The organism is Chloroflexota bacterium, from assembly GCA_016219275.1.
Classification (GTDB): domain Bacteria; phylum Chloroflexota; class Anaerolineae; order UBA4142; family UBA4142; genus JACRBM01.
Genome location: JACRBM010000076.1, coordinates 22,452 through 44,273 on the forward strand (window position 1 = coordinate 22,452; position 21,822 = coordinate 44,273).

A 21,822-nucleotide genomic window follows, 5' to 3' on the forward strand; every position below is an offset into this window, starting at 1 on the left:
GTATTGTGTTCAGCCGCAAATAAAACTACAAAGGCAATTCTCGATTGTCGAGAATCGCCTTTGCAGTTGAGCGCGTCAAGAATTGCAATGGTCGTCAGATTGAATTCTGTTCCAACGCAAGCCGCGCGGATTGTCGCCGGATCAGTGTCCCAGGTATCAGGTGTTGCGCCGGCGCGATGTCTGCGCCGCCAATGCGCGCGTCGAGCAATTCAAGCGTGCGGTCAACCATTTGATCAATCGGTTGTTGGATCGTCGTAAGCGAGTAGGGTTGCCAGCTTGCCGCCGGGATATTATCGAAACCGATGATCGAAAGTTGTTCGGGGACCCTTATCCTCAGTTCACGCGCGGCATCGAGCGCACCCATCGCCATGCTATCGTTCGCGCAAAAGATCGCGTCAGGAGGATCATCGCGTTGCAACAATCGCCGCGCGGCGGCATAGCCCGAATCGTACGTGTACTCGCCCAGCTCGCGCAACCATGCGATTTGATTGCGCTCGCGCAGTCGGTCGCCAAAACCTTTTTCGCGATCCAGGTTGGTCGAAGTGTTTTGCCAGCCGGCGACGTAGGCAAGCCGCGTATGCCGGGCATCCAAGAAAAGATCGGCGACCAGGCGTCCGCCCGCGACATTATCACAACTCACTGCGCTCGCGTTCGCTCCTGGCACGTACCGATTGACCAAGATCACCGGCGTGCCGCGTCGCGCGCACTCGTTTGCCATTTCCGACGAGATCGTCGCCGACGTGATGATGATCGCGTCCACCTGATACTGGAGTAGAAACGGCAGCGCATCGTCCACCTCGCGATCCGCCGTCACGTTGAACAAGAGCACGTGTCTGCCGGTGGACTGCAAGCGTTGCGTCAGTTGCTCCAACAGGATGGGTATGAATGGATTGGTCATATCCGCCATCACAATCCCCACGATGTCGGTGCGTTGCCGACTCAAACTGCGCGCGATGGCGTTCGGTTTGTAGCCCAACTTGCGCGCGACCTGCAAAACCTTGTCTCTGGTTTTCAGAGTGACGGCATTGCTATCGCTGAACACGCGCGAGACCGTAGATTGAGAAACCCCCGCCACGCGTGCGACATCAATGGACGAGACTTGCCGGAGAGACATGCCGACCTCCGCTCAATGATCGAACCGAATCTCTAGCCGGTCCGTCGCGGGCGGCGGCTCAATGGACAACGCCGAAATTTCGGCGCGCCATTCGGGCGTCATCTTGACCTCGCGCGCGGCAAGCGAAGCTTCTAATTGCGCCACGTTTCGCGCGCCGATGATCGGCGCAGTGACAGCAGGATGCGCCATGACCCAGGCGACCGCGAGCGTCGCCGGCGCGATACCGTGTTCTTGCGCGTGAGCAGTCACGCGCTCGGCAATCGCATAGTACTCCGGCGGACTGTAGCGTTGGGCATATTTACGATTGTTGACCACGCGCCCCTGTTCCGGTTTGTGCATTGTGTCGTATTTCCCAGTGAGCAAGCCAGCCCCGAGTGGGCTGTACGCGATGACGCCCATTTGCTCCGACTCGGCGAGCGGCAGGATCTCGACTTCGGCTTGGCGCTTGACCAGGTTGTACATGGGCTGGATGCATTCAAAGCGCGCGAGCATTTCTTTCGCGGAGATGCCCAGCGCCTTGGCGATCTGCCATGCCGACCAGTTGCTCACTGCGGGATAGAGAATTTTTCCTTGATGCACCAGGTCGTCCATCGCGCGCAAGGATTCTTCGATGGGTGTTAGTGAATCAAAGCTATGGGCAAAGTACAAATCCAAGCGATCCGTCTTGAGACGACGCAGACTCGCTTCGACCGCTTGCGTGATGTGGCGACGCGACAAGCCCTGCGCGTTCACATCGTCGCCGACCGCACTGCGAACTTTGGACGAGAGCACGATTTCATCGCGACAACCGGCGAGCAACCTGCCGAGAATGTCTTCCGAGCGTCCTTGGTTGTAGACATTCGCCGTGTCGAAAAAGTTGATACCCGCCTCGCGGCAACGTTTGAACATCGCCGCCGAGGTTTGCTCGTCCGCGTCGCCGCCAAACGACATCGTGCCCATGCACAAGCAAGACACGCGTACGCCGGTTTGTCCTAGTATGCGATACTCCATTTTTCCTTTCCTCATTGGATAGAGTCCAGGTTTCTCAAAGAAACCTGGACGCTTACTCAAAATTGAAAACGAATGCCGGCTTTCACGATAATGACGCGCGTCGCCAACCGTAACTCGCGACACGCATCTACAAAATCCTGGGGATGGGCATTGTTGTTGCGAAACATGCCATAGTGCATTGGGATCACGGCGCGGGGTTGCACTGCCTGGGTGAACAACGCTGCCTCGCGCGCATTCATGTTACCGAAACGACCATTGAACGGAACCACCAACAGATCGGGACGCAAATCGCGCGCGGCTTGCAGCAACGGCTCGGCGTACTCCGAGTCGCCGACCTGGTAGATTCTCAAGCCATCGGCTTCCAATAGAACGCCAATCGCATCGCGTTTGTCGCGCGAATCATGCTCCGCGTACAACGCGGTCAGCTTGATACCGGCAATGTCCAACGACTCGCCGCGATCCAAACGCACAAAGCGCCACGCCGGCATTTCCATCGCGCGCCAATGCTCGCGGCACGACGACGGTCCGACGAATATCGTTTCGGATTGCTCTGCCATTGGACGCAACGTGTGTTCGTCAAAGTGATCGGTGTGATCGTGCGTGGTGACGACGATGTCGGCGCACACCTGGGACGGCGGTACGACGACAGGCATCAATCGTTCCCGCGTCTTGCCGCTCGACGTGGCATACGAAAGATAGGGATCAATGCAAACGACGATACCTTGGGGAAAGCGATAGATAAAGCCGGCTTGACCCAGCCATTGGATTTCGAGATTTGACATTATGACTTGACTCGCGATGCGGTCGAACGTTTGAGTAGCAGAGAATCAATCGGCTCGCATGGATCCGGCATCGGCGTATAGTCCGGCTCGTCCAGACTCCGCACGAGATCATCAACCTGGATACGCGCGCCGCGCGCAATCGAATGGTTGGCGGCGATGCCGGTCAGGATTGACCACGCGCCGGCGCGTTGATCCGCCGCGCGCTTGAACGCGTCCTGGGATGAATCCGGATCGAAGAGGTCTTTCAAGAGGAGCGGATCGGCTCCGCCATGCCCGCCACTAGTCTGGCGAATTTCGACTTCGTAGCCGGATTGAAAATGCGGGAACACCTTGATCTTGGTTCCTTCAGAAATCAATTCGCCGGGCATCGAGCCGTCGCCGCTGATGTAGACACTTTCTTGGCAGGAATGTTCGAGGCGTCCCTGGGTGCCGTTGAACGCGACGACGTATCCTTCCCAGGGCATAAACGAGTGGAGCGAATAACTCATCAGCGCGCCATTGCGATAGCCCACGTTGACGTGGATCGTATCTTCGATGTCAATCTGGTCGCTGAACACACAGCGGTCGCGATAGTACTCATCGAACTTTTCATTATCGAGGTATATGCTCTTGAGATCAGGATACTCTTCCAAATCTAAATAGAACGGACACCTGGATGCTTCAAGACAGCCGTGACAACGTTCGCCGCGGTAGGTCAAACCATATCGCTCGGCGGTTGCGGGGCGATAGAAATTGCGCGCGCCGGTCGCATAGACCGTCTGCGGCACCGTAGATAACCACCAGTTCACCAGGTCGAAATGATGCGTCGCCTTGTGCACGAGCAAGCCGCCCGAGTTGCGCTTGTTGCGATGCCAGCGCCGGAAATAGTCTGCGCCGTGACGCGTGTCAAGCAACCAATGAAAATCAACCGCGACCACGTTGCCGATCACTCCCGACATCAACAGTTCCTTGACCTGGGTGCGCGGCATGGCATAGCGATAGTTGAAAGCGACCGTGCACTTGCGCCCGGTCTTTTTCTGCGTATCCAGGATGCGTTGGCATTTCACTTCGTCCGTCGTCATCGGCTTTTCGGTGATGACATCGCAACCCAGTTCCATCGCGCGGCAAATGTACGCGTCGTGCGTCGAGTCCATCGTCGTCACGATCACCACGTCCGGCTTGGTCTCTGCAATCATCCGCTCGAACTGGTCCGCCGGATAGGTCTTGACCGCAACGCCGCGCTCGCGCACCCAATCAGCGCGCAAGCGCAAACGTCCCTCGTTCGTATCGCCCAGTGCAACCAAATCGCTGGTATCGCGAAAGCGTTCGACGGCGGCTTCGGAGTACATCAATGAACGATGTCCGACACCTACCTGCGCGTACCGTTTCTTTGTTGTCATATTTTCCTCGCAATGTTTGATTTCACGTGAAAGGTTGCGTGTACCAGAATCCAGGTTTCTTCAAGAAACCTGGATTCTGGCTTACTTGCCCGGCGTGACGCCGATTGCATCAAGCCGTCGCTTCGCTTCCGTGTAGGTCGCGTCGGGTAGTTTGCCTTTAGAAGCGGCAGCAATGTTTGCGTTCAGATGATCCGGATTTTTGGTTCCAATAATCATCGTGCTCATGCCGGGATGATTCAACGCAAACTGAATGAGAAAACCGTCCATGCTTTCATTGTCCGTGCACAATTCGTTCAGTTTCGCCTGAGCGAACAACGCGGCATAATTATCGTGGTACTTTTTCACGACGCCGCGCACAACCATACCGATGCCTTGTTCGGCGGCTTGCGCGATGAGCGTTTCGCTTTTCCGCGCAAGCCCGCCATAGACGATCTGCATGATGTCGAAAACGCCCCACGCTGCGAATTCACGCAGGTACTTGAAGCCATAGCCGTCTGGGTACAACTCGTCGCCCTGCCGGCCGTTCATAAAACTGATGCCGACGGCGCGAACCTTGCCTTGCTGTTTCAACTCGATCATCGTCTCGATGATCTCGCCGCCCTTGCCGCCGATCAACTCTTCGGGTTTGGGTCCGTGAAGTTGCCACACATCCAAGTGATCGGTCTTGAGTCGTCTCAAACTGTTTTCGATATTCTTTAGTATTTGTGGACGATTCCAGATATGCCGTGGCTCTTGCGTCTGTCCCGCCGAATCAATATTACAGCCGCACTTGCTCGCCAGATAGAACTCATGACGGCGATGCGCGATGACGTTGCCGATGTAATCTTCGCTGACGCCATAATCCGGCGACGTGTCAATGTAATTGACTCCGCCGTCAAGCAACGCATTGAGCACACGCGCCGCGTCTGGTTCATTCAAGTGTCGCAATTCCATCGCGCCGTACCCCAGCGTCGTCACTGCGAAACCGGTCCGACCCAGGTTCCTTTTCTCCATGCTGCTGCCTCCGCGTACAAAGTTGAGATTAGTCACCACAGTATTATTTGGACGCGGATGAACGCGGATCGTTTTTATATCCGCGCAAATCCGCGTTCATCCGCGTCCAGAAATCTTTGCGCCTATCCTGGTTCTACTGTAGGAATACTCCAATCACGTGATGCTCAACGCGTCGGCAATGATGTGGCTGATGGTATGTTCTCTTTCTGCCAGATTCGCGAGGTCGTCCATCGTTTTTGCCGCGTCCACCGCGCGCGCCAGTTCTGCTAGTTCGGCAAAGCCGGGGAGTGTGTTGAAATTATTATTCTCCATCGCGACCAAGACGCGCTTGATGCGCTTCGCCAATCGTTCGCGGAAAAAAGGGAGATGCCGCGCGTCCAACGCGCTCGCGCGCCACGCAGGTTCGAACTCGTGAAACGCCGTGCACATCTTTTGTTCGAGCACGATGATCATGCCCTTGGCTGAATCGCCGGTGGCGAGTATCTGCGCCCACTGCAATTCTTCCGCGCGTCCGTGCGGACTCGTTTCAGTCGTTTGGTATTCCATCTGTTCCTCCATGCCAGCCGGTCTGGGAACCAGTCCCGTTTTGACACAACATCGAGTTTCATTATAATCGAAATGAATACGTATGCAAATCTTTGCGCTAAAATTCGTTTCTGTTTTGCTTGGGGCGCATTCGCGGCGTAGATCGGGCAAATCCGGTGTGGTTCATTCCCAAAGTAGCATATCAACCAGCGAACAATAAGGCGCGCGGCGAACCGAGAAGCAAGTTTTCAACTTGTCCAACAGTTTCAGGAGAATGTAATGTCAGAGTCAAACCGAGTACGCGTTCAAAAACAGGCGTTGAACGATTTTTGTGTGGAGGTGTTTCAGAAGGTCGGCGTCGCAGATCAAGACGCGCGCCTCACCGCCGATATTCTGGTCGCGGCGGATGCGCGTGGGATTGCGAGTCACGGCGTCGCGCACTTGCGACGTTACGTGGATGGTCTGCGCGCGGGGACCATCGCGGCGCGTCCAGCGGAACGCGTTGTGACCGAAACGCCGGTCACCGCGGTGATTGACGCGCGTGCAGGGCTGGGTCAACCCGTTTCGTATCGCGCGATGCAAAAAGCGATTCAGAAAGCGCGTGAGGTTGGCGTCGGTTTCGTCAGCGTCCGCAATTCGAACCATCATGGCATTGTCGGATATTACGCGATGATGGCGTTGCCTCACGATTGCATCGGACTAGCGATGACGAATGCTTCGCCCAAGGTGATGCCGACATTCGGACGCAAGCCCACGCTGGGCACGAATCCGATCGCCATTGCCGCGCCGGCTGGCGCAGAGCGACCATTCGTTTTGGATATGGCGACGAGCGCAGTCGCGCTCGGCAAAATCGAAATCGCCGAGCAATTGGACAAACCCGTCCCCGAAGGTTGGGCGATGTACAGAGATGGCACGCCCGCGACGGATTCGCATCGCGCGATGGATGAGTTCAAACGCAACCTGGGTGCCGGTCTTTTATCGTTGGGTGGCGCGGGCGAATTGCTCGGCGGGCACAAGGGATTCGGGTTGGCGATCAGCGTCGAAATTTTCACCGCGCTGCTGTCTAGCGCCGCGCCATCGCCGTTGACCTATCCGAAAACGCCGGACGGCAAACCACTGCCGGCGAACGTCGGTCACTTTTTCGGCGCGTGGCGCATTGATTGTTTTCGCCCTGTGGACGAATTCAAAATAGCGATGGACGATTATCAACAGTTGCTCAAGAATGTTCCGAAAGTTCCCGGGCAGGATCGCATCTACATTCATGGCGAAAAAGAATTCGAAGCGGAAGAACGCAACCGGCGCGACGGTATACCGATCAACAACAAAGTCGCCGCGGATCTTCGCGCGCTCGCCCAAGAATTGCAAGTCAAATTCGATTCTTAAACATATCCTACAGCGAGGTATAGTTGTGAAAATTCTTGTAGTCGAACATATTCATCAAGCCGGCGAAGATTTGCTAGCGCAAAAGGCGCGGCTCGTTTTTCCGTCGCCCCAAAACGTTGCCGGCATTCTCTCCGCCATCGGCGATTGCCATGCGCTCGTCGTGCGCAACACCAAGATCACGCGGCAGATCATGCAAGCCGCGCCGCACCTCGTCGCGATTGGGCGGCACGGTGTCGGGTACGATACGATTGACATCGCGGCGGCGACCGACCTAAAAATTCCGATCGTGTACACCCCAGCCGCGAACACCGAGAGTGTGGCGGAAATCGCGATGGGGTTTATGCTTGCCCTGGGTCGCAAGATCATTACGGCAAACAATGCGATGCGATCAGGCGAATTACTCAGTGACACCGTGACCTTGTCGGTGATGGCGCAACGCCGGGGCTTGGTCAATTTCGATGTGTGGGGCAAAACGCTCGGCGTGATCGGAGTCGGTCGCATCGGTTCGTCGGTCGCCAAGAAAATGATCGCGGCGTTCAATTTCCGCGTTCTGGGGTACGATCCGTACGTGGATGCCAAAACGCTCGCCGGGTATGGCGTTGAAAAAGTAGATCGGTTAGAAGAGATGTTGCCGCAATGCGATTTTGTGACGGCGCACTGTCCCGGCGGCGCGGAGACGCGGCACATGATCAACGCGCGCACGTTGGCGTTGATGAAGCCGAGCGCGTATTTGATCAACACAGCGCGCGGCGCCGTCGTGGACGAAGCGGCGTTGGTCGAGGCGTTGCAGAAAAAACAAATCGCCGGCGCGGCGATAGATGTGTACGATCCGGAACCGCCGCGCCCAGACAATCCACTGCTGCGCTTGGACAATGTCATCGTGACGCCGCACTATTGCGCCATGACCGCGGAAAGTCTGTACAACATGGGCACGATGGTCGCGCTAGGAGTCTTGGATGTCCTGGATGGCAAACGACCACAGTACCTGGTCAACCCGGAAATCTGGGACGCGCGGCGGAGATAGACGCGAAAATAAAACCGGCGTGTCATGGCGAACAAATGCCGCGTGCGGTGTGTGTGGAGAGAAACTTTTCCTCACCTCAATCCTCTCCCCAAAGGGGGAGAGGAAGCAAATCCCCTCTCCCTCCCAGGGAGAGGGTTAGGGTGAGGGTCTGAGACGGCGTACTGCAAATCATTGCGCCAAAATAACGAGGAGTAGAAAGTGGGAATGTCCATCGAAGAAATGATTCGTCAGTTTCGTGAAATGCCCACCGGCTTTGTGACTGATGCGTTCACGCGGCTCGGTCTTGCCGGCTGGTCGGAAGGCGTGACCCCGCTCTCGCGCACGACGCGCAAAATTGCCGGGCGCGCGGTGACGGTCCAGTATCAACCCAAGCGCGGCAGCGGCGCGAAAAAGCCGTCGCATTACGAAGTGATGCTAAACATGGCTCAACCAGGCGATGTGTTGGTGATTGCCGCCGCGAACACGCCGTGTTGGTTGCTCGGCGAAAATCAAGCGCACTATGCCATGTATCGCGGTCTGTCTGGGATCGTGGTGGATGGATGCGTCCGCGACGCGGATGAAATCGCAGAGATGGCGATGCCGGTTTTTGCGCGCGGCACTGGCACGCGACCGTTCTCCACGCACCTAGAGTTGGCGGATGTCAACGTCCCGGTCGAGTTCGCCGGTACGCAGATTCATCCCGGCGACATTGTGCTCGGCGACGGCGATGGGTTGGTCGTCGTGCCGAGCAATCGCGCCGAGGAGGTTTTGTTCCAGGCGTTGGATATCGCGGTGATCGAACAAGACATGGAAGAATCTATCGCGCACCGGGTTTCGCTCGCTGAGATCGAGACGTTGCTGACGAAGAAGAAAAATCGGAAAGAGCGATAGTTCAATAACTCGCCCAACTCGGTCTACTCGCGCACTCGTCGCGGGTGATTTTGCCATCGAGAATCTCGATCACACGCGGCACACGCCGCGCCAGTTCTTTGTCGTGCGTCACGAGCAACATTGTCTTGCCCTGCTTGACGACGTTCGCAAACAAGTCGAAGATGTCCTGCGCATTGCGCGAATCGAGATTGCCGGTCGGCTCGTCCGCGACGAGGATGGGTGGATCGTTGGCAAGCGCGCGCGCGATGGCGGCGCGTTGTTGTTGACCACCCGATACCATGCTGGGAAGTTTGTGGGCTTGATCGCCTAGTCCGACAATTTCGAGCAAGCGCATCGCGCGCATGTGCCGCTCCTTCGGCGAGAATTTGCCGGCAAGGTCCATCGGCAGCATGATGTTTTGGAGCAGACTCAACGCGGGTAGCATCTGGAAAAACTGAAAGATGATGCCGACCGCGCCCCCGCGCCACGCCGCGAGTTTGTCTTCGCTCATCTTGTGGACTGGCTGACCGGTCACAATGATCTCACCGCGCGTCGGACGATCAATCCCGGTAACCATGTTCAACAAAGTGGACTTGCCGTTGCCCGAGGGTCCGACAATCGAAACGAACTCGCCGGGCTTGACCGCGAACGACACCCCTTTGAGAATCGTCGCCTCGCCATTCCCGACCGGAAAACTTTTCACCACATCCTTGATCTCGATGATCGGTTCTTTGCCGTTTGGTTGCGGCATGTTTCGTTGTTGCACGTCATTCATTTGGATCACTTTCCGAACATTGCGCAAGTTGATTCGCCAAACGCCCGTTAAAAGCCAGTTCAACCAGCGCAAGGTTCTCTAGAGATTGTCATGGTTTTTAAAGAAAACCAGCTTCGTTGAGGATGATAAGACGAAATGCGCCGCGAAACAAGGAAATTGTCTGACAATTGACCGACAAAGAGTCCGTCGGTTTTGAGTGCGGCGAGTGCTCCGTCTGATATACGCACCGGCGACGGCATTAGTTACAATCTGTCAAACAGAAAACGGGGGGCTGCCCTAGAAAAGAAACAACCGGTTGAGAATAAACTCAACCGGTCGAAGTGCTGCAGAACTTTACAGAGAGCGTTCGAACTTGTTCGGTCGCGTACCGCCCAAAATTTTCTAGAGCCAGTCTTCGGGCTTGCAATGGTCCTTGAGCGCCCGCAAGAGTTTCTCCCTCCCGCGATGCAACCGGATTTTTACTACGTCCAGACTCAAACCCAGGATATCGGCAATCTCGTTCGCCGCCAACTCTTCCAGATCACTGAGCGCGACGACTGTTCGATAATTCGGCGGGAGGTTGGCGACAAAATCCCGGTAACACTTGTCGCGTTCCTTGCGACAGAGTTGTTGATCCAGCGAGATTGCCTCAGCCGCAATTTTCTCATCCGCGCGCGCCAGCCCGTCCGAATCGAAACTCGCTGAAAATACATTTCGCTTGAAAGATGCATCGCGCAAACGATCCAGTGCGGTGTTGGTCGCAATGCGATAGACCCAGGTTGACAGCTTGGACTCGCCGCGAAAAGTTTTCAAGGCGCGACTGATCTTGACAAAGACCTCTTGCGTCAGGTCTTCTGCTTCAGACGCGCCAACGAGGCGTGTTAGGTAGCGTTCGATTTTAGGGCGAAAGTCCGTGTGGATTTTTTCAAAATCCATTACGATTTCACTCATCGCTCGATCCCGTTCTGATAAACTTTACAACTCGCGCGCGAACGCGTTACGCAGTTTTTGGGCGTGTCAGTAGAGATGCAATCACGACCACACCGATCACAATCAGCATCGTCGCGAACGATGCTTCGAAGCGTAATGCCAGTGCCTGGTCGAACACCCCCCACACGAGTGCGATGACGCCAATCGCAGTCGTCGAACCATTAGTGGGAATACTTTTCAGCCATCGCGCGGCATTCACGCCGAGCAAAATCAAGCCCGTACCGATTCCGCCGATGCCGATGGTCAAAGGGTCAATCGCGATCACGATTCCCCACCAGATCAGCAGCGCGCCATCCCCAATCGTCGCGAAAGTGCGATTCAGTGTTTGTGGATTGTTCATTGTTTTCCGCATGGTGTACCTCCCCTCTACTTCTACAGACGAGAAGCCAGCTGAAAAAGATACACCTTGATGCGCGATGCGAACGAGTCCGCGTCATCCACAGACCGGCTCGCGCTTGCCGGTCACCGCAGCGTACATCATCGCCGCCGCGCAACCCACGCCGCTATCTACCGTGATCGCGTTCGTCGGACAATTGAGCTGGCACGCGCCGCACTCCATACAATTTTCCGCGTGCGCGACCGTGATCGTGCGACCATTGCGATTGAACACCGCGTGCGGACAAACCGTGTAACACATTCCACACCCGTTGCATTCAGTCGGATTGAATTGGAGCGTGGTGGTTTGATAGGCGTTGAACACGTTATCCTCCAATCATCCGAATGATCGGCAACCCGATCATCAGCGCGATGCCGATGGCGAACATCCACGCCATCACCGGGACATACGTAAAGATTTCGCGTTGGACGCCACTCCGTGAGGTGAACGTCGTCGAGCCGGTGAAATTCAATGCCAGGAATGCAGTGATGGGTGGAAAAATCAACAGCGGAACAATCGCTTTGCCGGCGCGCAACCACCCCACCGCGTCCGCGTTGCCTTGCCACGACGACACGACGAGCGGAAGCGCGACCAACGCGCCGAGCAAAAATCCCTTGGCGCTGAAATCGTGCGTTGGCAGCCAGGGCAGCAGAATTGGGAACACGACGACGCCGGCGAGAATCGCGGCGACGACCGCGAGCGACGAGACCCAGCCACCGAACAAATAAGCCACTGCCGCGCCAATCAACAGCGGAATCAATCCGCCGACGATCTCGACTGGAATGACTGCTAACCGATCACGCAAAGTGAATCGGACGCGGCGCATCTCCGGCGTGGCTTCGCGGCGCGTGAGATATTCGGACAGATCCGCCGCGCGGACGGGACCGTACTCGACCTTGAAGCTGGTGCGTTTTTTGATTTCGTGCGCGGCAATGCCCGGCGCGCCGAGTTGCGGCGCGATCACGACGCGATGACTGACCCGGTCGCGCAGCCCGGTCGCTTCGATGCGCTGTGCTAGTTCGTCCGTGCCAAATGTGCCTTTGCCGGCGGCGCACCAAACATTGATGGCTTGTGTGTCGAGCACCAAGATGTACGCATTCATCCCGCCAAGCGCCGACCGGAGCGCGTCGAAACTGAGCGTGTAATTCGCCGTGACAAACACCGGCGAATCCTGGGTCGGATTTCCGAGGGCGTACAATCCTGGCTCGACGCGATGCCCCATCCGATTGATTGCCCAGCGCGCCAGGATGTGATCCCAGCGATTCGCCCACGTGAGGACACTTGTCGTCGGTCGAACGATCCGATCATTTGTCTCTGACATCATTCTTCCCTCACACGATCACGGTTTGCGCGCGGTAATGATCGCCGAGAATGGCGCGTGCACGGGCAGCGACGACAAACCGGCATCAAACTTGCCCTTCGGCTCGACCCTGACATCCACAAACCCAGCTGCTTGCAATCCGCCGATGTAATCTTGCATATCGAGCGCGCCCGCTACGCACGCGCCCCACGCTTCCAGACTTTTCTGCACCGCGATAGGCAGTTCGCCATTCGTTACAATATCCGAAACGGAAACTCTGCCGCCCGAACGCAACGCGCGATAAATATCGCGGAACACTTGTGGCTTGTCCGGCGAGAGATTGATCACACAATTGGAAATGATCACGTCCGCTTCGCCGTCCGCTACGGGCAAATGTTCGATGTACCCTTCGCGAAACTCGACGTTCGTGACCCCCAGACGCGCCGCGTTCACGCGCGCTTTGGCGAGCATCTCCGGCGTCATGTCCACACCGATTACGCGACCGGTCGGTCCGACTCTCTGCGCCGCGAGAAAGCAATCGAGTCCGCCGCCTGATCCCAGGTCTACGACTGTTTCGCCAGGTTTCAAACTGGCAATCGTGATCGGATCGCCGCACCCGAGTGAAAAGTTGGCGATGTCTTCGGGCACCGCGTTCGCAAGTTGATCGGGATAGTTCGAGTTGCAGTCACACGCGCTCGGACCGCAACAACTGGACGCTTGGCGCGCGATATCCGCATAATGATCCCGCACCGAACTCCGAATTTCATCTGGCGCAATTACGTTCGACATGTCAATCCTCCATGGTTTGATTTTATTTTTCGCCGCCGGCAACGCGAATGCTGACATCGGCGTGTCCACTTTTGTAGTACGAATCGGAATCCCTGGGTATGCTCACCCAGACATATTGACACTTGTCTATGAATCAGAGCAAAAAAAGAGACACGCCGCTAGCTCTTTTCATCGTTGATCTTGAGCAAGCGGAGAGTCGTCTTTTGTTCCGGGGCAAACGCCGTCATGAGGAGTCCGCAGCAATCCACGACCTTCTCCTGATTCAATGTGTAAAAGGTCTGCCGCCCTTCTTCGCGCACGCTGACCAGCCCCGCTTCGCGCAAAATCGCGAGGTGATGCGACACGGTCGGCTGGGCGACGTTCATCTTGGCGACGATGTCGTTCACGCTGATCCATTGGCAACAGCACAGCCGCATAATCTTTTGGCGCGTTTCGTCGGCAAGCGCCTTGGCAAAATCCACAGGAGTGATCTTTGACATATAGACAACCTTCTATGCGTCTATTATATCGAAATTTGTCTATTTGTCAAGTAGGGTCGCGCGTGAATTATTCGTCCAACGTCACTTGCCTATCGCGGCGACCGATTTGGCGTTCGCCGGTTGGAACCACACGCGCTTGATCCACAACGATACGTAAACCAAGCCGATCAACACCGGTACTTCGATCAGCGGACCGATCACGGCAGCCAATGCTTCCTGGGATGCAATCGTGAACGTGCCGACGGCGACCGCGATCGCGAGTTCGAAATTGTTGCTCGCCGCCGTGAACGATTGCGTCGCCGCGAGTTCGTACGGGAACTTGCGCCAGAGCGAGAGCGCGAACGACGCAAAGAACATGATGACGAAATAAACGAGAAGCGGAATCGCGACGCGCAACACGTCGAGCGGCGCGGCGAGAATCTTGTCGCCTTGCATCGAGAACATCACGACGATGGTGAAAAGCAAACCGATCAATGCCGTCGGTCCCAGGCGTGGCATCAATTTAGTTTCGTACCATTCGTTTCCGCGCGTTCGCAAAAAATAGAATCGCGTGAGGATACCCGCCGCAAGCGGAATACCCAGGAAGATCAACACGCTCTTGGCAATGTCCCACATCGAAATGTTGACGACCGTGCCTTGCATGCCGAACCAGCTCGGCACGACCGCGAGGAACAAGTACGCGAGCAGCGAGTACATCACGATTTGAAAAACGCTATTCAGCGCGACCAGCACCGCACAGTACTCGCTGTCGCCGCCCGCGAGCATGTTCCAGATCAGCACCATCGCGATACAGCGCGCCAACCCAACGATAATCAAACCAGTACGAAAATGCGGCAGGTCTGGCAGGAATGTCCATGCGAGAACAAACATGATGATTGGACCAATCAGCCAATTGAGAACGAGCGACACGCTAAATTGTTCCCACGCTTGCGCGACCTTGCCGAGTTCTTCGTACTTGACCTTTGCCAACACAGGATACATCATCCACAACAATCCAACCGCAATCGGAAACGACACCGTTCCGATGGAGAGCGCGTTGAACACGTCTTTGATTCCCGGTACGATCGCTCCCAGGATCACACCGAGCACCATTGCCGCGATAATCCAGAGCGGCAGGAATCGGTCGAGCCAAGAAAGGCGTTGAAAGACACTTTGCGACATACGTTCCTCCCTTGAAAATGTAGGACAAGTTTCCAACTTGTTCCGCTTCGCCCGTCCATCAAATCAGTTGGCAAGTTGGAAACTTGCCCTACGATTCGCCACGCGCCAACGGCGAATGTGTAACTTTTCTGGTCAAATGACAAGATTGAACAAATAACCGGTCAGGATAATCGCGAGCGCGACCACCCCCACAAACACGACGATCAATTGCGGTTTGAGCACGCGGCGCAAGATGATCGTTTCTGGCAAACTCAAACCGATCACCGCCATCATAAACGCGAGCGCGGTTCCGAGCGACGCGCCTTTTTCGATGAGCGCAGAAACAATCGGAATCATGCCCGCCGCGTTGGAATAGAGCGGCACACCAATCAACACCGCGATCGGCACCGACCACCACGCCGATTTTCCCATCACCTCTGCCAGCGCATCCGTTGGCACGTAACCATGAATCCCCGCGCCGACCGCGATGCCAATCACGACATAGAGCCACACTTTCTTGACGATGTCGCGCACCGCTTCCCAGGCGCGTGTGATGCGCTCCTCCCAGGTCAGCTTCAGCGAATCGTCTTGCGCCGCGCCGACTTGCATTTGCCAAACGAAATCTTCGACGTAGCGTTCCAGGTGTAATTGCCCGATGATGATGCCGGCGATAATCGCGATGGTCAGTCCCGAAGCCACATAGAGCGCGGCAATCTTCCAACCGAACAAGCCAAACAAAAGCACGAAGGCAACTTCGTTAATGACCGGCGCGGCGATGAGAAACGAAAACGTCACGCCGAGTGGAATGCCGGACTCGACGAAACCAATGAAGAGCGGGACCGCGCTGCACGAACAGAACGGCGTGACGATGCCCAGCATCGCCGCAAGCACGTTACCAATCCCGACGCGTCTGCCGCCCAATAATCGCCGCGTGCGTTCCGCGCTGAAAAACGTACGCACGATGGTGATGAGAAAAATCATCGCACTGAGCAGGAGCAGGATTTTCGGCACATCATACAAAAAGAATGCGACCGATTCGCCGAGATGCGACCCGCGCGCGAGGCGCAAGACATCGAACGCGAGGAACTCGGTGAAGGGTTGCAGGATCGTGTACGCGATGTACCACACAATCGCCGCAATCAACAACTTGGAAATGGTCTGGGTTGTCTTGTTCACCGCCCACGGTCCGCTATTCACTGGAGCGCCGTTGTGATCATCGTCGTAATTTGCGAGAGCGCCGGCACGCGCCCGGTCGAAACGACTTTATCGTTAATGACAATTCCCGGCGTGCTCATCACGCCATAACTCATAATCGCTTGCATGTCCGTCACCGTTTCGATGTTGGCTTGAACGCCTAATTGCGTGACGGCTTGCTTTGCCAACGCTTCCACCTTGTGGCAATTCGCGCATCCCGAACCGAGAACTTTGATGGATAACATTTTTCCTCCTTGATTTTTGTCGAACAAAAAGCGGGACGATTCCATCATCCCGCTTTCAACACGATGATTCTCATTATCGTTTCCCGCCTTTAACATCTGGCTCGAACGAATCTAGAAATTCGATCACGCGTCGTCGAATGTCCTCGCGCACCGCGCGAAAATCGTCCAGTGTTCCGCGCGCGGGATCGGAAAATCCGATGTGTGCGCGCTTGCCCTGCCCCAGCCAGAGCGGACATTCTTCCGCCGCACTGTCGCAAACGGTTATCACCACGTCGAACGCCGCCGCGCGAAATTCTTCGGTGGATTTGCTTCGCGCGCCGGCAAGGTCTACGCCGATTTCCTGCATCGCCGCAATCGCAAGTGGATGCACACTGCCGATGGGTCGCGTGCCGGCGGAAACGGCTCGCCATTGCTCACCCCGAAAACGATTGACCAGCGCTTCCGCTATTTGGCTGCGCGCGGAATTTCCGGTACAGAGAAAAAGGACCTGGCGTTTCATTTCAACATCCATTGAACTACAATACCTTCGCCCAAAACCAGGTTTCTCGCAGAAACCTGGTTTTTTTCTCGCTCGCCGATAGGATTTGGCGAAGGTATTGAACTAGAAGAGCAAAAAAACTATCGGCGTGCCGTACTAGATTTCGCAGAGACCACGCGCGGACCACACATCGGTTGGCGCGCCTGGATGCGTTTGGGATCGAGAAACACGCCGAACTGCTCACGCAGTTGTGCGAGCGCCTTTTGGTTCACCGAATAGTAAATCCAGCGCGCATCGGTCGCATCGCGTTCGGCATTTACCAAACCGGCATCGCGCAAGACCTTGAGGTGATGTGAGATGAGATTCATCGGCATTTTGAGATTGCCGCCGATTTCGCAATTGCACTGGACGCCTTGCATCAACAGATCGAAAATCGCCAACCGCGATGGATCGCCCAGAACCTTCAGTCTATTCGCCAGCACCGTCGTCGCCGTCTTTGTCATTTGCTTTTCTTTCCATGGTTGATAATACTTCAACCTACATTGAATTATATCGGCGTGGACGGGATTTGTCAAATTCACAGGCGTACCCGTTCTTTGACCAGAATGGGACGCTACCGCGACCCACTGATGCGAGAATGCCGGTCAGGCAACCGATTTTGACTCGTGGCGCGTTTGATGCGAAAATAGGTTGCGTGTTTGAAAGGAAGACTAGACGTAATGAAGCGTTTCTCTTTTCCTCAACTAGTGTCTCTCGGCGCAATCCTCATCGCCTTCCTACTTTCTGCCTGTAGCGCCCCGCCAAGCCGATTGGATTTTCGTTTCAGCGATGTAGACCCTGCCTCAGCGGTGGCGTACTCGCCCGATGATACCAAACCCCTGCGCGTCGTCGTCGCCGCCGTCATCTCTCCGAAAGGGAACGTTGAAAGTTACAGCGACCTGCTGGCGTACCTCGGACGCAAACTCAATCGGCGCGTCCAACTGGTGCAACGCCAAACCTACGCCGAAGCGAACGACCTGATCAAAAGCGGCGATGTAGACCTGGGATTTGTCTGCACGAGCGCGTACGTCGTCGGTCAACGGGATTTCGGAATGGAATTGCTCGTCGCGCCCCAGGTCAACGGGCAGACGGTGTACTATTCGTTGTTGATCGTTCCCACCGATAGCCCGGCTCGCGCGATGGCAGACATTCGCGGCAAAGTGTTTGCGTTCACCGACCCGATGTCGCTCACTGGACGTATCTATCCGACCTCGTTGGTGAAATCGCTGGATGGCTCGCCCGAACTATATTTCGCGCGCCTCTTTTTCACCTACAGTCACGACAACGCGATCAAAGCCGTTGCCAACAAAGTCGCCGATGGCGCGAGCGTGGATAGTCTGGTGTACGATTATTTCGTCGCCCGTGACGCGACGATTGCCCAACGTACGCGCGTGATTCATCGTTCGCCGGCTTTTGGCATTCCGCCGGTCGTCGTCAATCCCAATCTCAGCCCTCAGCTGAAAGAAACGCTGCGGGAACTTTTCCTCCAAACGAGCGCCGACCCAGACGGCCAAACCATCCTGCGGAATTTGATGATCGAACGATTCGTCCAAGTATCCGATCGGATCTATGATTCAGCGCGCGCGCTCGAATTGCAAGTGAACACGGCGCAATGAAAATTTCAGGGTTCCGATCGGCGATCCGCCATTCGCCATTCGCCATTCGCCATTGGCTACTACGCCCCAGTATCCGCGCCAAAATTATGGGCATCGTCCTCGCGCTAGTGCTCCTCCTGGGCTTTGGCGTGACCTGGCAAGTGCGCGTCAACATGACGCACGCCTTGACCGCGCAATTGCAAGAGCGCGGCGTTTCCATCGCGCGCGACCTTGCCGCGCACTCGACCGATTTCATCCTCATCAACAACACCTATGCCCTGCACGAACTGTTGCAGGATTCAATTCGGAACAATGCCGATCTGCGCTATGCGTTCATCCTCGACGCGAACAATCGCGTCCTCGTCCACTCATTCGTCGCCGGGTTTCCGCGCGGGCTTGCCGAAAATAATTCCGTTGCGCCGACCGAGCGCGCCCACAGTGTTCTCCTCGAAAGCGACGAAGGGATCATTCACGACATCGCCACGCCGATTTTCGAGGGACGCGCCGGGATCGCGCGCGTGGGCTTGACCGAGCAAAGCGTTTATCGTGCGGTGGATGATTTGACCGGGAAGATGTTGCTCACGACATTTGTCGTCTCTTTGCTCGGCGTCGGCGCGGCATACCTGCTCACGCTCATTCTCACGCGTCCCATTCTCGCGCTCGTCGGCGTCACGCAAGCCGTCGCGCGCGGCGATCTCTCGCAACGCGTCCCACCCTGGGGCGACGACGAGATCGGGCAACTCGCGACCGCCTTCAATCGCATGACGAGCGAACTCGATCAAACCCAACGCGCGATGTTGCGGCGCAATCGCGAACTCGCCGCGCTGAACGCGGTGGCGAACGCGGTCAACGCGCCGGCATCGCTTGCCGAGACGCTGGAACATTCGTTACGCGCCTTGCTCGATACGCTCGATTTGCCGGCGGGCTGGGTTTTCCTGTTGGACGACGACAGCAAGATCCAACTCACAACCTGGCTCGGCTTGCCGCGCGAAATCGGGCAACGCGAGGTCGCGACGGCATTTCATGGTTGCCCCTGCACGGTCGCGTTGACCGACAAACAATCGGTCGTGATCGCGCCGCTTCCTGAACGTTGTCCCTTGCATGATGGCAAACTGAGCGACGCGCGCGCTGTTGCGTCGCACGTCACCGTGCCGATTCTCGCGCGTGATCGCGTCCTGGGTGTGTTAGGCATCGCGAGCGCAGATCCAATGGCGTTTAGCAACGCCGAAGTGAAACTGCTCGAAGCCGTCGGGCAGGAACTTGGCGTCGCGGTCGAAAACGCGCGCTTGTGGGACGATCTACGCGAGAAAGAACGCGTGCGTGGACAGTTGCTCGAAAAAGTGATCGGCGCGCAGGAAGACGAACGCAAACGCATCGCGCGCGAACTGCACGACGATACCGGGCAAGCGATCACCTCGTTGATGCTCGGCTTGCGTGCCGCGAGCGATACGAGTGAATTCGCGACGCGCGCGCGCCTCGATGCGATGCGCGAGATTGCCGCGCAGACACTCGAATCGGTCAAGCGCATGGCGCGCGAACTGCGCCCCGCGCTGCTCGACGACCTGGGTCTTGCCGCCGCGCTCGAACGTTACGTCGCGGGGTATCGCGCGAATTTTGGATTGAACGCGGATTTGCAAATGACCGGCTTTAACAACGGTCGTCTGTCCTCGGAAACGGAACTCGCACTGTATCGCATCGTGCAAGAAGCGTTGACGAACATCGCGAAACACGCGCACGCGAAAAATGTCAGCATCGTCGTCGAGCGCAAGTCAAGCGCGGTCGTCGCCGTGGTTGAAGATGACGGACGCGGTTTCGATGTACGTGCGATTCTCGAATCGGCGCAAGAAGAAAGCAAACTGGGTTTGCACGGCATGCGCGAACGCGCGGAATTGGTTGGCGGACGCTTGCAGATCGAGTCGGCGATGGGCGCGGGGAGTAGTGTGTTTGTGGAAATTCCGATTGACTGATCAGTTGCCAAGCCCAAGCGAATGTGATAGACTTGGCGCAATCAAGTTTGCGCTCACAGGTTGAGACACCCATGAAAACAATCCAGTTCTCAAAACACGCACTGGAACAAATGGCAGAGCGTGGCACTGACGAAGCTAAAGTGACCGAGACCATTCGAACTGGAGAAACTGTGCCGGCGAAAAAGGGACGACAAGGATTCCGCAAGAATTTTCAATACGATCACCGATGGGGTGGGCGTACGTACGCTATCCAACAAATCGTGGCAATCGTTGCTGAAGAAGTGGATGCACTGATTGTTGTCACCGTCTACACGTTTTATTTCTAACAGGAGCGCGTGATGAAAATTTCATACGATTCTCAAGTTGACGCTGTGTATATCCGATTCATCGAGGAATCCGCGCAAGTGACGACGCAACGACTCTCGGAAGATGTAGCGATCAATTATGCACCGGATGGGCGCATTGTCGGTATTGAAATTTTGGATGCGTCGCAGCATGTGTTTACATCAGGCGCAGAGCGCCAAGTGGTCATTCAGAATTTGACCGCTGTTCCCGCGTAACTCTTCCAGCCTGCTTGTGATGACCAAGACTCGCATCCTCCTTGCCGACGATCACGCGGTTTTGCGTTCCGGTTTGAAAATGCTGTTGAACGCGCAAGACGACATGCTCGTTGTCGGCGAAGCGACCAATGGCTTGGAGGCGCTCGCGGCAGTGCGCGAACATGTGCCCGATCTGCTCATCCTCGACATCACCATGCCCAAGACCGATGGCTTGCAGATTCTGAGTCAGGTCAAACGCGCCCAACCAAACGTGCGCGTGCTCATTCTGACGATGCATGAGGAAGAAGGGTACTTGCGCCGCGCGCTCGAAGCCGGCGCGGCGGGCTATTGTCCCAAAAGCGCGGCGGACGCGGAATTGATTTCCGCGATTCGCGCGGTGATGCGCGGCAACGTCTACATTCATCCCTCGCACGCGAAAATCTTGATTGACAAGATGATCCCTTCTAACGCGCCGAGCACGTCTACTGCCGAACTGAGCGAACGCGAACGCGCGGTCTTGAAACTCGTCGCGCTCGGACACACCAATCAAGACATCGCGCAACAATTGTCGCTCAGCGTCAAGACCGTCGAGAGTTATCGCGCGCGCGGCATGGAAAAACTGGGATTGACGAGCCGCGCCGCGCTCGTGCGGTACGCGATTCAAGAAGGGTGGATGGTTGAATAGTTCGATAGTTTGATCGTGCAATAGTGCGATCGTTGTCAAACTGTCGCACTATTGCACAATCAAACCGGAAAACTACTGCAAGGTTTTCCCCGCCACATTCCACGAAACGCGAGGGATTTCCCTCGCATTGTGTCGAGCATCACAGGATTTCCCTGCTACAATCCATTATTCATTCACGTTAGAATCAGACCAGAGAGCAACAAAGATGTCTCT

Annotated in this window: 26 protein-coding genes; 8 read left to right on the forward strand and 18 right to left on the reverse strand. The window is 56.2% G+C overall.

What is annotated here, in order from left to right:
- Positions 1-94 precede the first annotated feature (94 nt).
- The 6 genes from HY868_21500 to HY868_21525 all read right to left on the reverse strand — a co-directional run bounded on the left by HY868_21500 (position 95) and on the right by HY868_21525 (position 5,804).
- Positions 95-1,114: a LacI family DNA-binding transcriptional regulator gene (locus HY868_21500; protein ID MBI5304724.1), complete on the reverse strand. Its 1,020-nt coding sequence runs from the start codon at positions 1,112-1,114 to the stop codon at positions 95-97.
- A gap of 12 nt (positions 1,115-1,126) precedes the next feature.
- A complete protein-coding gene (locus HY868_21505) occupies positions 1,127-2,104 on the reverse strand; it encodes an aldo/keto reductase (GenBank protein ID MBI5304725.1) in 978 nt (325 codons plus the stop codon).
- A 56-nt stretch (positions 2,105-2,160) separates the two neighbouring features.
- On the reverse strand, positions 2,161-2,886 hold the full coding sequence (locus HY868_21510; protein MBI5304726.1) for an MBL fold metallo-hydrolase: 726 nt from the start codon (positions 2,884-2,886) through the stop codon (positions 2,161-2,163).
- On the reverse strand, positions 2,886-4,265 hold the full coding sequence (locus HY868_21515; GenBank protein MBI5304727.1) for a Gfo/Idh/MocA family oxidoreductase: 1,380 nt from the start codon (positions 4,263-4,265) through the stop codon (positions 2,886-2,888). Before HY868_21515 ends, HY868_21510 begins: the two co-directional genes overlap by 1 nt.
- 81 nt (positions 4,266-4,346) lie before the next feature.
- A complete protein-coding gene (locus HY868_21520; protein ID MBI5304728.1) occupies positions 4,347-5,258 on the reverse strand; it encodes an aldo/keto reductase in 912 nt (303 codons plus the stop codon).
- A 153-nt stretch (positions 5,259-5,411) separates the two neighbouring features.
- A complete protein-coding gene (locus HY868_21525; GenBank protein MBI5304729.1) occupies positions 5,412-5,804 on the reverse strand; it encodes a hypothetical protein in 393 nt (130 codons plus the stop codon).
- A gap of 258 nt (positions 5,805-6,062) precedes the next feature.
- Here HY868_21525 and HY868_21530 point away from each other — a divergent pair, with 258 nt between their 5' ends.
- From HY868_21530 to HY868_21540, 3 genes are all read left to right on the forward strand, one after another.
- Entirely contained in the window at positions 6,063-7,166 is a 1,104-nt protein-coding gene (locus HY868_21530; protein MBI5304730.1) for an Ldh family oxidoreductase, read from the forward strand.
- 25 nt (positions 7,167-7,191) lie between these two features.
- Entirely contained in the window at positions 7,192-8,190 is a 999-nt protein-coding gene (locus HY868_21535) for a hydroxyacid dehydrogenase (protein MBI5304731.1), read from the forward strand.
- A 204-nt stretch (positions 8,191-8,394) separates the two neighbouring features.
- Positions 8,395-9,060, forward strand: coding sequence for an RraA family protein (locus HY868_21540; protein MBI5304732.1), 666 nt, complete (start codon positions 8,395-8,397; stop codon positions 9,058-9,060).
- 1 nt (position 9,061) lies between these two features.
- Here the strand turns inward: HY868_21540 and HY868_21545 are convergent, their stop codons facing one another.
- The 12 genes from HY868_21545 to HY868_21600 all read right to left on the reverse strand — a co-directional run bounded on the left by HY868_21545 (position 9,062) and on the right by HY868_21600 (position 17,287).
- Positions 9,062-9,814, reverse strand: a complete 753-nt coding sequence (locus HY868_21545) for an ABC transporter ATP-binding protein (GenBank protein ID MBI5304733.1) — start codon at positions 9,812-9,814, stop codon at positions 9,062-9,064.
- Between the two features lie 381 nt (positions 9,815-10,195).
- The gene (locus HY868_21550) at positions 10,196-10,744 is read right to left on the reverse strand and encodes a sigma-70 family RNA polymerase sigma factor (protein ID MBI5304734.1); all 549 of its coding nucleotides are present in this window, start codon (positions 10,742-10,744) and stop codon (positions 10,196-10,198) included.
- Positions 10,745-10,790: 46 nt separating this feature from the next.
- The gene (locus HY868_21555; protein ID MBI5304735.1) at positions 10,791-11,123 is read right to left on the reverse strand and encodes a hypothetical protein; all 333 of its coding nucleotides are present in this window, start codon (positions 11,121-11,123) and stop codon (positions 10,791-10,793) included.
- A gap of 93 nt (positions 11,124-11,216) precedes the next feature.
- The gene (locus HY868_21560) at positions 11,217-11,483 is read right to left on the reverse strand and encodes a ferredoxin family protein (protein ID MBI5304736.1); all 267 of its coding nucleotides are present in this window, start codon (positions 11,481-11,483) and stop codon (positions 11,217-11,219) included.
- A 1-nt stretch (position 11,484) separates the two neighbouring features.
- A complete protein-coding gene (locus tag HY868_21565) occupies positions 11,485-12,480 on the reverse strand; it encodes a carbon monoxide dehydrogenase (protein ID MBI5304737.1) in 996 nt (331 codons plus the stop codon).
- An 18-nt stretch (positions 12,481-12,498) separates the two neighbouring features.
- Positions 12,499-13,248, reverse strand: coding sequence for an arsenite methyltransferase (gene arsM, locus HY868_21570; GenBank protein ID MBI5304738.1), 750 nt, complete (start codon positions 13,246-13,248; stop codon positions 12,499-12,501).
- A gap of 158 nt (positions 13,249-13,406) precedes the next feature.
- Complete coding sequence (locus tag HY868_21575; protein ID MBI5304739.1) at positions 13,407-13,727, reverse strand: winged helix-turn-helix transcriptional regulator; 321 nt, start codon at positions 13,725-13,727, stop codon at positions 13,407-13,409.
- Positions 13,728-13,808: 81 nt separating this feature from the next.
- Positions 13,809-14,888, reverse strand: a complete 1,080-nt coding sequence (gene arsB / locus HY868_21580) for an ACR3 family arsenite efflux transporter (GenBank protein ID MBI5304740.1) — start codon at positions 14,886-14,888, stop codon at positions 13,809-13,811.
- 132 nt (positions 14,889-15,020) lie between these two features.
- Entirely contained in the window at positions 15,021-16,064 is a 1,044-nt protein-coding gene (locus tag HY868_21585; GenBank protein ID MBI5304741.1) for a permease, read from the reverse strand.
- The gene (locus HY868_21590; protein MBI5304742.1) at positions 16,061-16,306 is read right to left on the reverse strand and encodes a TM0996/MTH895 family glutaredoxin-like protein; all 246 of its coding nucleotides are present in this window, start codon (positions 16,304-16,306) and stop codon (positions 16,061-16,063) included. Before HY868_21590 ends, HY868_21585 begins: the two co-directional genes overlap by 4 nt.
- Positions 16,307-16,379: 73 nt before the next feature.
- A complete protein-coding gene (locus HY868_21595; protein ID MBI5304743.1) occupies positions 16,380-16,805 on the reverse strand; it encodes an arsenate reductase ArsC in 426 nt (141 codons plus the stop codon).
- 119 nt (positions 16,806-16,924) lie between these two features.
- Entirely contained in the window at positions 16,925-17,287 is a 363-nt protein-coding gene (locus HY868_21600) for a winged helix-turn-helix transcriptional regulator (GenBank protein ID MBI5304744.1), read from the reverse strand.
- Between the two features lie 216 nt (positions 17,288-17,503).
- Here HY868_21600 and phnD point away from each other — a divergent pair, with 216 nt between their 5' ends.
- From phnD to HY868_21625, 5 genes are all read left to right on the forward strand, one after another.
- On the forward strand, positions 17,504-18,439 hold the full coding sequence (gene phnD, locus HY868_21605; protein MBI5304745.1) for a phosphate/phosphite/phosphonate ABC transporter substrate-binding protein: 936 nt from the start codon (positions 17,504-17,506) through the stop codon (positions 18,437-18,439).
- An 86-nt stretch (positions 18,440-18,525) separates the two neighbouring features.
- Positions 18,526-20,385 (forward strand): GAF domain-containing protein, encoded by a 1,860-nt coding sequence (locus HY868_21610; protein ID MBI5304746.1) that lies wholly within the window; start codon positions 18,526-18,528, stop codon positions 20,383-20,385.
- 71 nt (positions 20,386-20,456) lie between these two features.
- Entirely contained in the window at positions 20,457-20,711 is a 255-nt protein-coding gene (locus HY868_21615; protein ID MBI5304747.1) for a DUF4258 domain-containing protein, read from the forward strand.
- A gap of 12 nt (positions 20,712-20,723) precedes the next feature.
- On the forward strand, positions 20,724-20,945 hold the full coding sequence (locus HY868_21620; protein ID MBI5304748.1) for a DUF2283 domain-containing protein: 222 nt from the start codon (positions 20,724-20,726) through the stop codon (positions 20,943-20,945).
- A 19-nt stretch (positions 20,946-20,964) separates the two neighbouring features.
- Positions 20,965-21,609, forward strand: a complete 645-nt coding sequence (locus HY868_21625) for a response regulator transcription factor (protein ID MBI5304749.1) — start codon at positions 20,965-20,967, stop codon at positions 21,607-21,609.
- Positions 21,610-21,822 lie beyond the last annotated feature (213 nt).

What these genes read in the sequence shown, in the direction of transcription:
- HY868_21500 (MBI5304724.1), bottom strand. Translation starts at nt 1,114, where the DNA reads ATGTCTCTCCGGCAAGTCTCGTCCATTGATGTCGCACGCGTGGCGGGG.
- HY868_21505 (MBI5304725.1), bottom strand. Translation starts at nt 2,104, where the DNA reads ATGGAGTATCGCATACTAGGACAAACCGGCGTACGCGTGTCTTGCTTG.
- HY868_21510 (MBI5304726.1), bottom strand. Translation starts at nt 2,886, where the DNA reads ATGTCAAATCTCGAAATCCAATGGCTGGGTCAAGCCGGCTTTATCTAT.
- HY868_21515 (MBI5304727.1), bottom strand. Translation starts at nt 4,265, where the DNA reads ATGACAACAAAGAAACGGTACGCGCAGGTAGGTGTCGGACATCGTTCA.
- HY868_21520 (MBI5304728.1), bottom strand. Translation starts at nt 5,258, where the DNA reads ATGGAGAAAAGGAACCTGGGTCGGACCGGTTTCGCAGTGACGACGCTG.
- HY868_21525 (MBI5304729.1), bottom strand. Translation starts at nt 5,804, where the DNA reads ATGGAATACCAAACGACTGAAACGAGTCCGCACGGACGCGCGGAAGAA.
- HY868_21530 (MBI5304730.1), top strand. Translation starts at nt 6,063, where the DNA reads ATGTCAGAGTCAAACCGAGTACGCGTTCAAAAACAGGCGTTGAACGAT.
- HY868_21540 (MBI5304732.1), top strand. Translation starts at nt 8,395, where the DNA reads ATGTCCATCGAAGAAATGATTCGTCAGTTTCGTGAAATGCCCACCGGC.
- HY868_21545 (MBI5304733.1), bottom strand. Translation starts at nt 9,814, where the DNA reads ATGAATGACGTGCAACAACGAAACATGCCGCAACCAAACGGCAAAGAA.
- HY868_21550 (MBI5304734.1), bottom strand. Translation starts at nt 10,744, where the DNA reads ATGAGTGAAATCGTAATGGATTTTGAAAAAATCCACACGGACTTTCGC.
- HY868_21555 (MBI5304735.1), bottom strand. Translation starts at nt 11,123, where the DNA reads ATGAACAATCCACAAACACTGAATCGCACTTTCGCGACGATTGGGGAT.
- HY868_21565 (MBI5304737.1), bottom strand. Translation starts at nt 12,480, where the DNA reads ATGTCAGAGACAAATGATCGGATCGTTCGACCGACGACAAGTGTCCTC.
- arsM (MBI5304738.1), bottom strand. Translation starts at nt 13,248, where the DNA reads ATGTCGAACGTAATTGCGCCAGATGAAATTCGGAGTTCGGTGCGGGAT.
- HY868_21575 (MBI5304739.1), bottom strand. Translation starts at nt 13,727, where the DNA reads ATGTCAAAGATCACTCCTGTGGATTTTGCCAAGGCGCTTGCCGACGAA.
- arsB (MBI5304740.1), bottom strand. Translation starts at nt 14,888, where the DNA reads ATGTCGCAAAGTGTCTTTCAACGCCTTTCTTGGCTCGACCGATTCCTG.
- HY868_21590 (MBI5304742.1), bottom strand. Translation starts at nt 16,306, where the DNA reads ATGTTATCCATCAAAGTTCTCGGTTCGGGATGCGCGAATTGCCACAAG.
- HY868_21595 (MBI5304743.1), bottom strand. Translation starts at nt 16,805, where the DNA reads ATGAAACGCCAGGTCCTTTTTCTCTGTACCGGAAATTCCGCGCGCAGC.
- HY868_21600 (MBI5304744.1), bottom strand. Translation starts at nt 17,287, where the DNA reads ATGACAAAGACGGCGACGACGGTGCTGGCGAATAGACTGAAGGTTCTG.
- phnD (MBI5304745.1), top strand. Translation starts at nt 17,504, where the DNA reads ATGAAGCGTTTCTCTTTTCCTCAACTAGTGTCTCTCGGCGCAATCCTC.
- HY868_21610 (MBI5304746.1), top strand. Translation starts at nt 18,526, where the DNA reads ATGGGCATCGTCCTCGCGCTAGTGCTCCTCCTGGGCTTTGGCGTGACC.
- HY868_21615 (MBI5304747.1), top strand. Translation starts at nt 20,457, where the DNA reads ATGAAAACAATCCAGTTCTCAAAACACGCACTGGAACAAATGGCAGAG.
- HY868_21620 (MBI5304748.1), top strand. Translation starts at nt 20,724, where the DNA reads ATGAAAATTTCATACGATTCTCAAGTTGACGCTGTGTATATCCGATTC.
- HY868_21625 (MBI5304749.1), top strand. Translation starts at nt 20,965, where the DNA reads ATGACCAAGACTCGCATCCTCCTTGCCGACGATCACGCGGTTTTGCGT.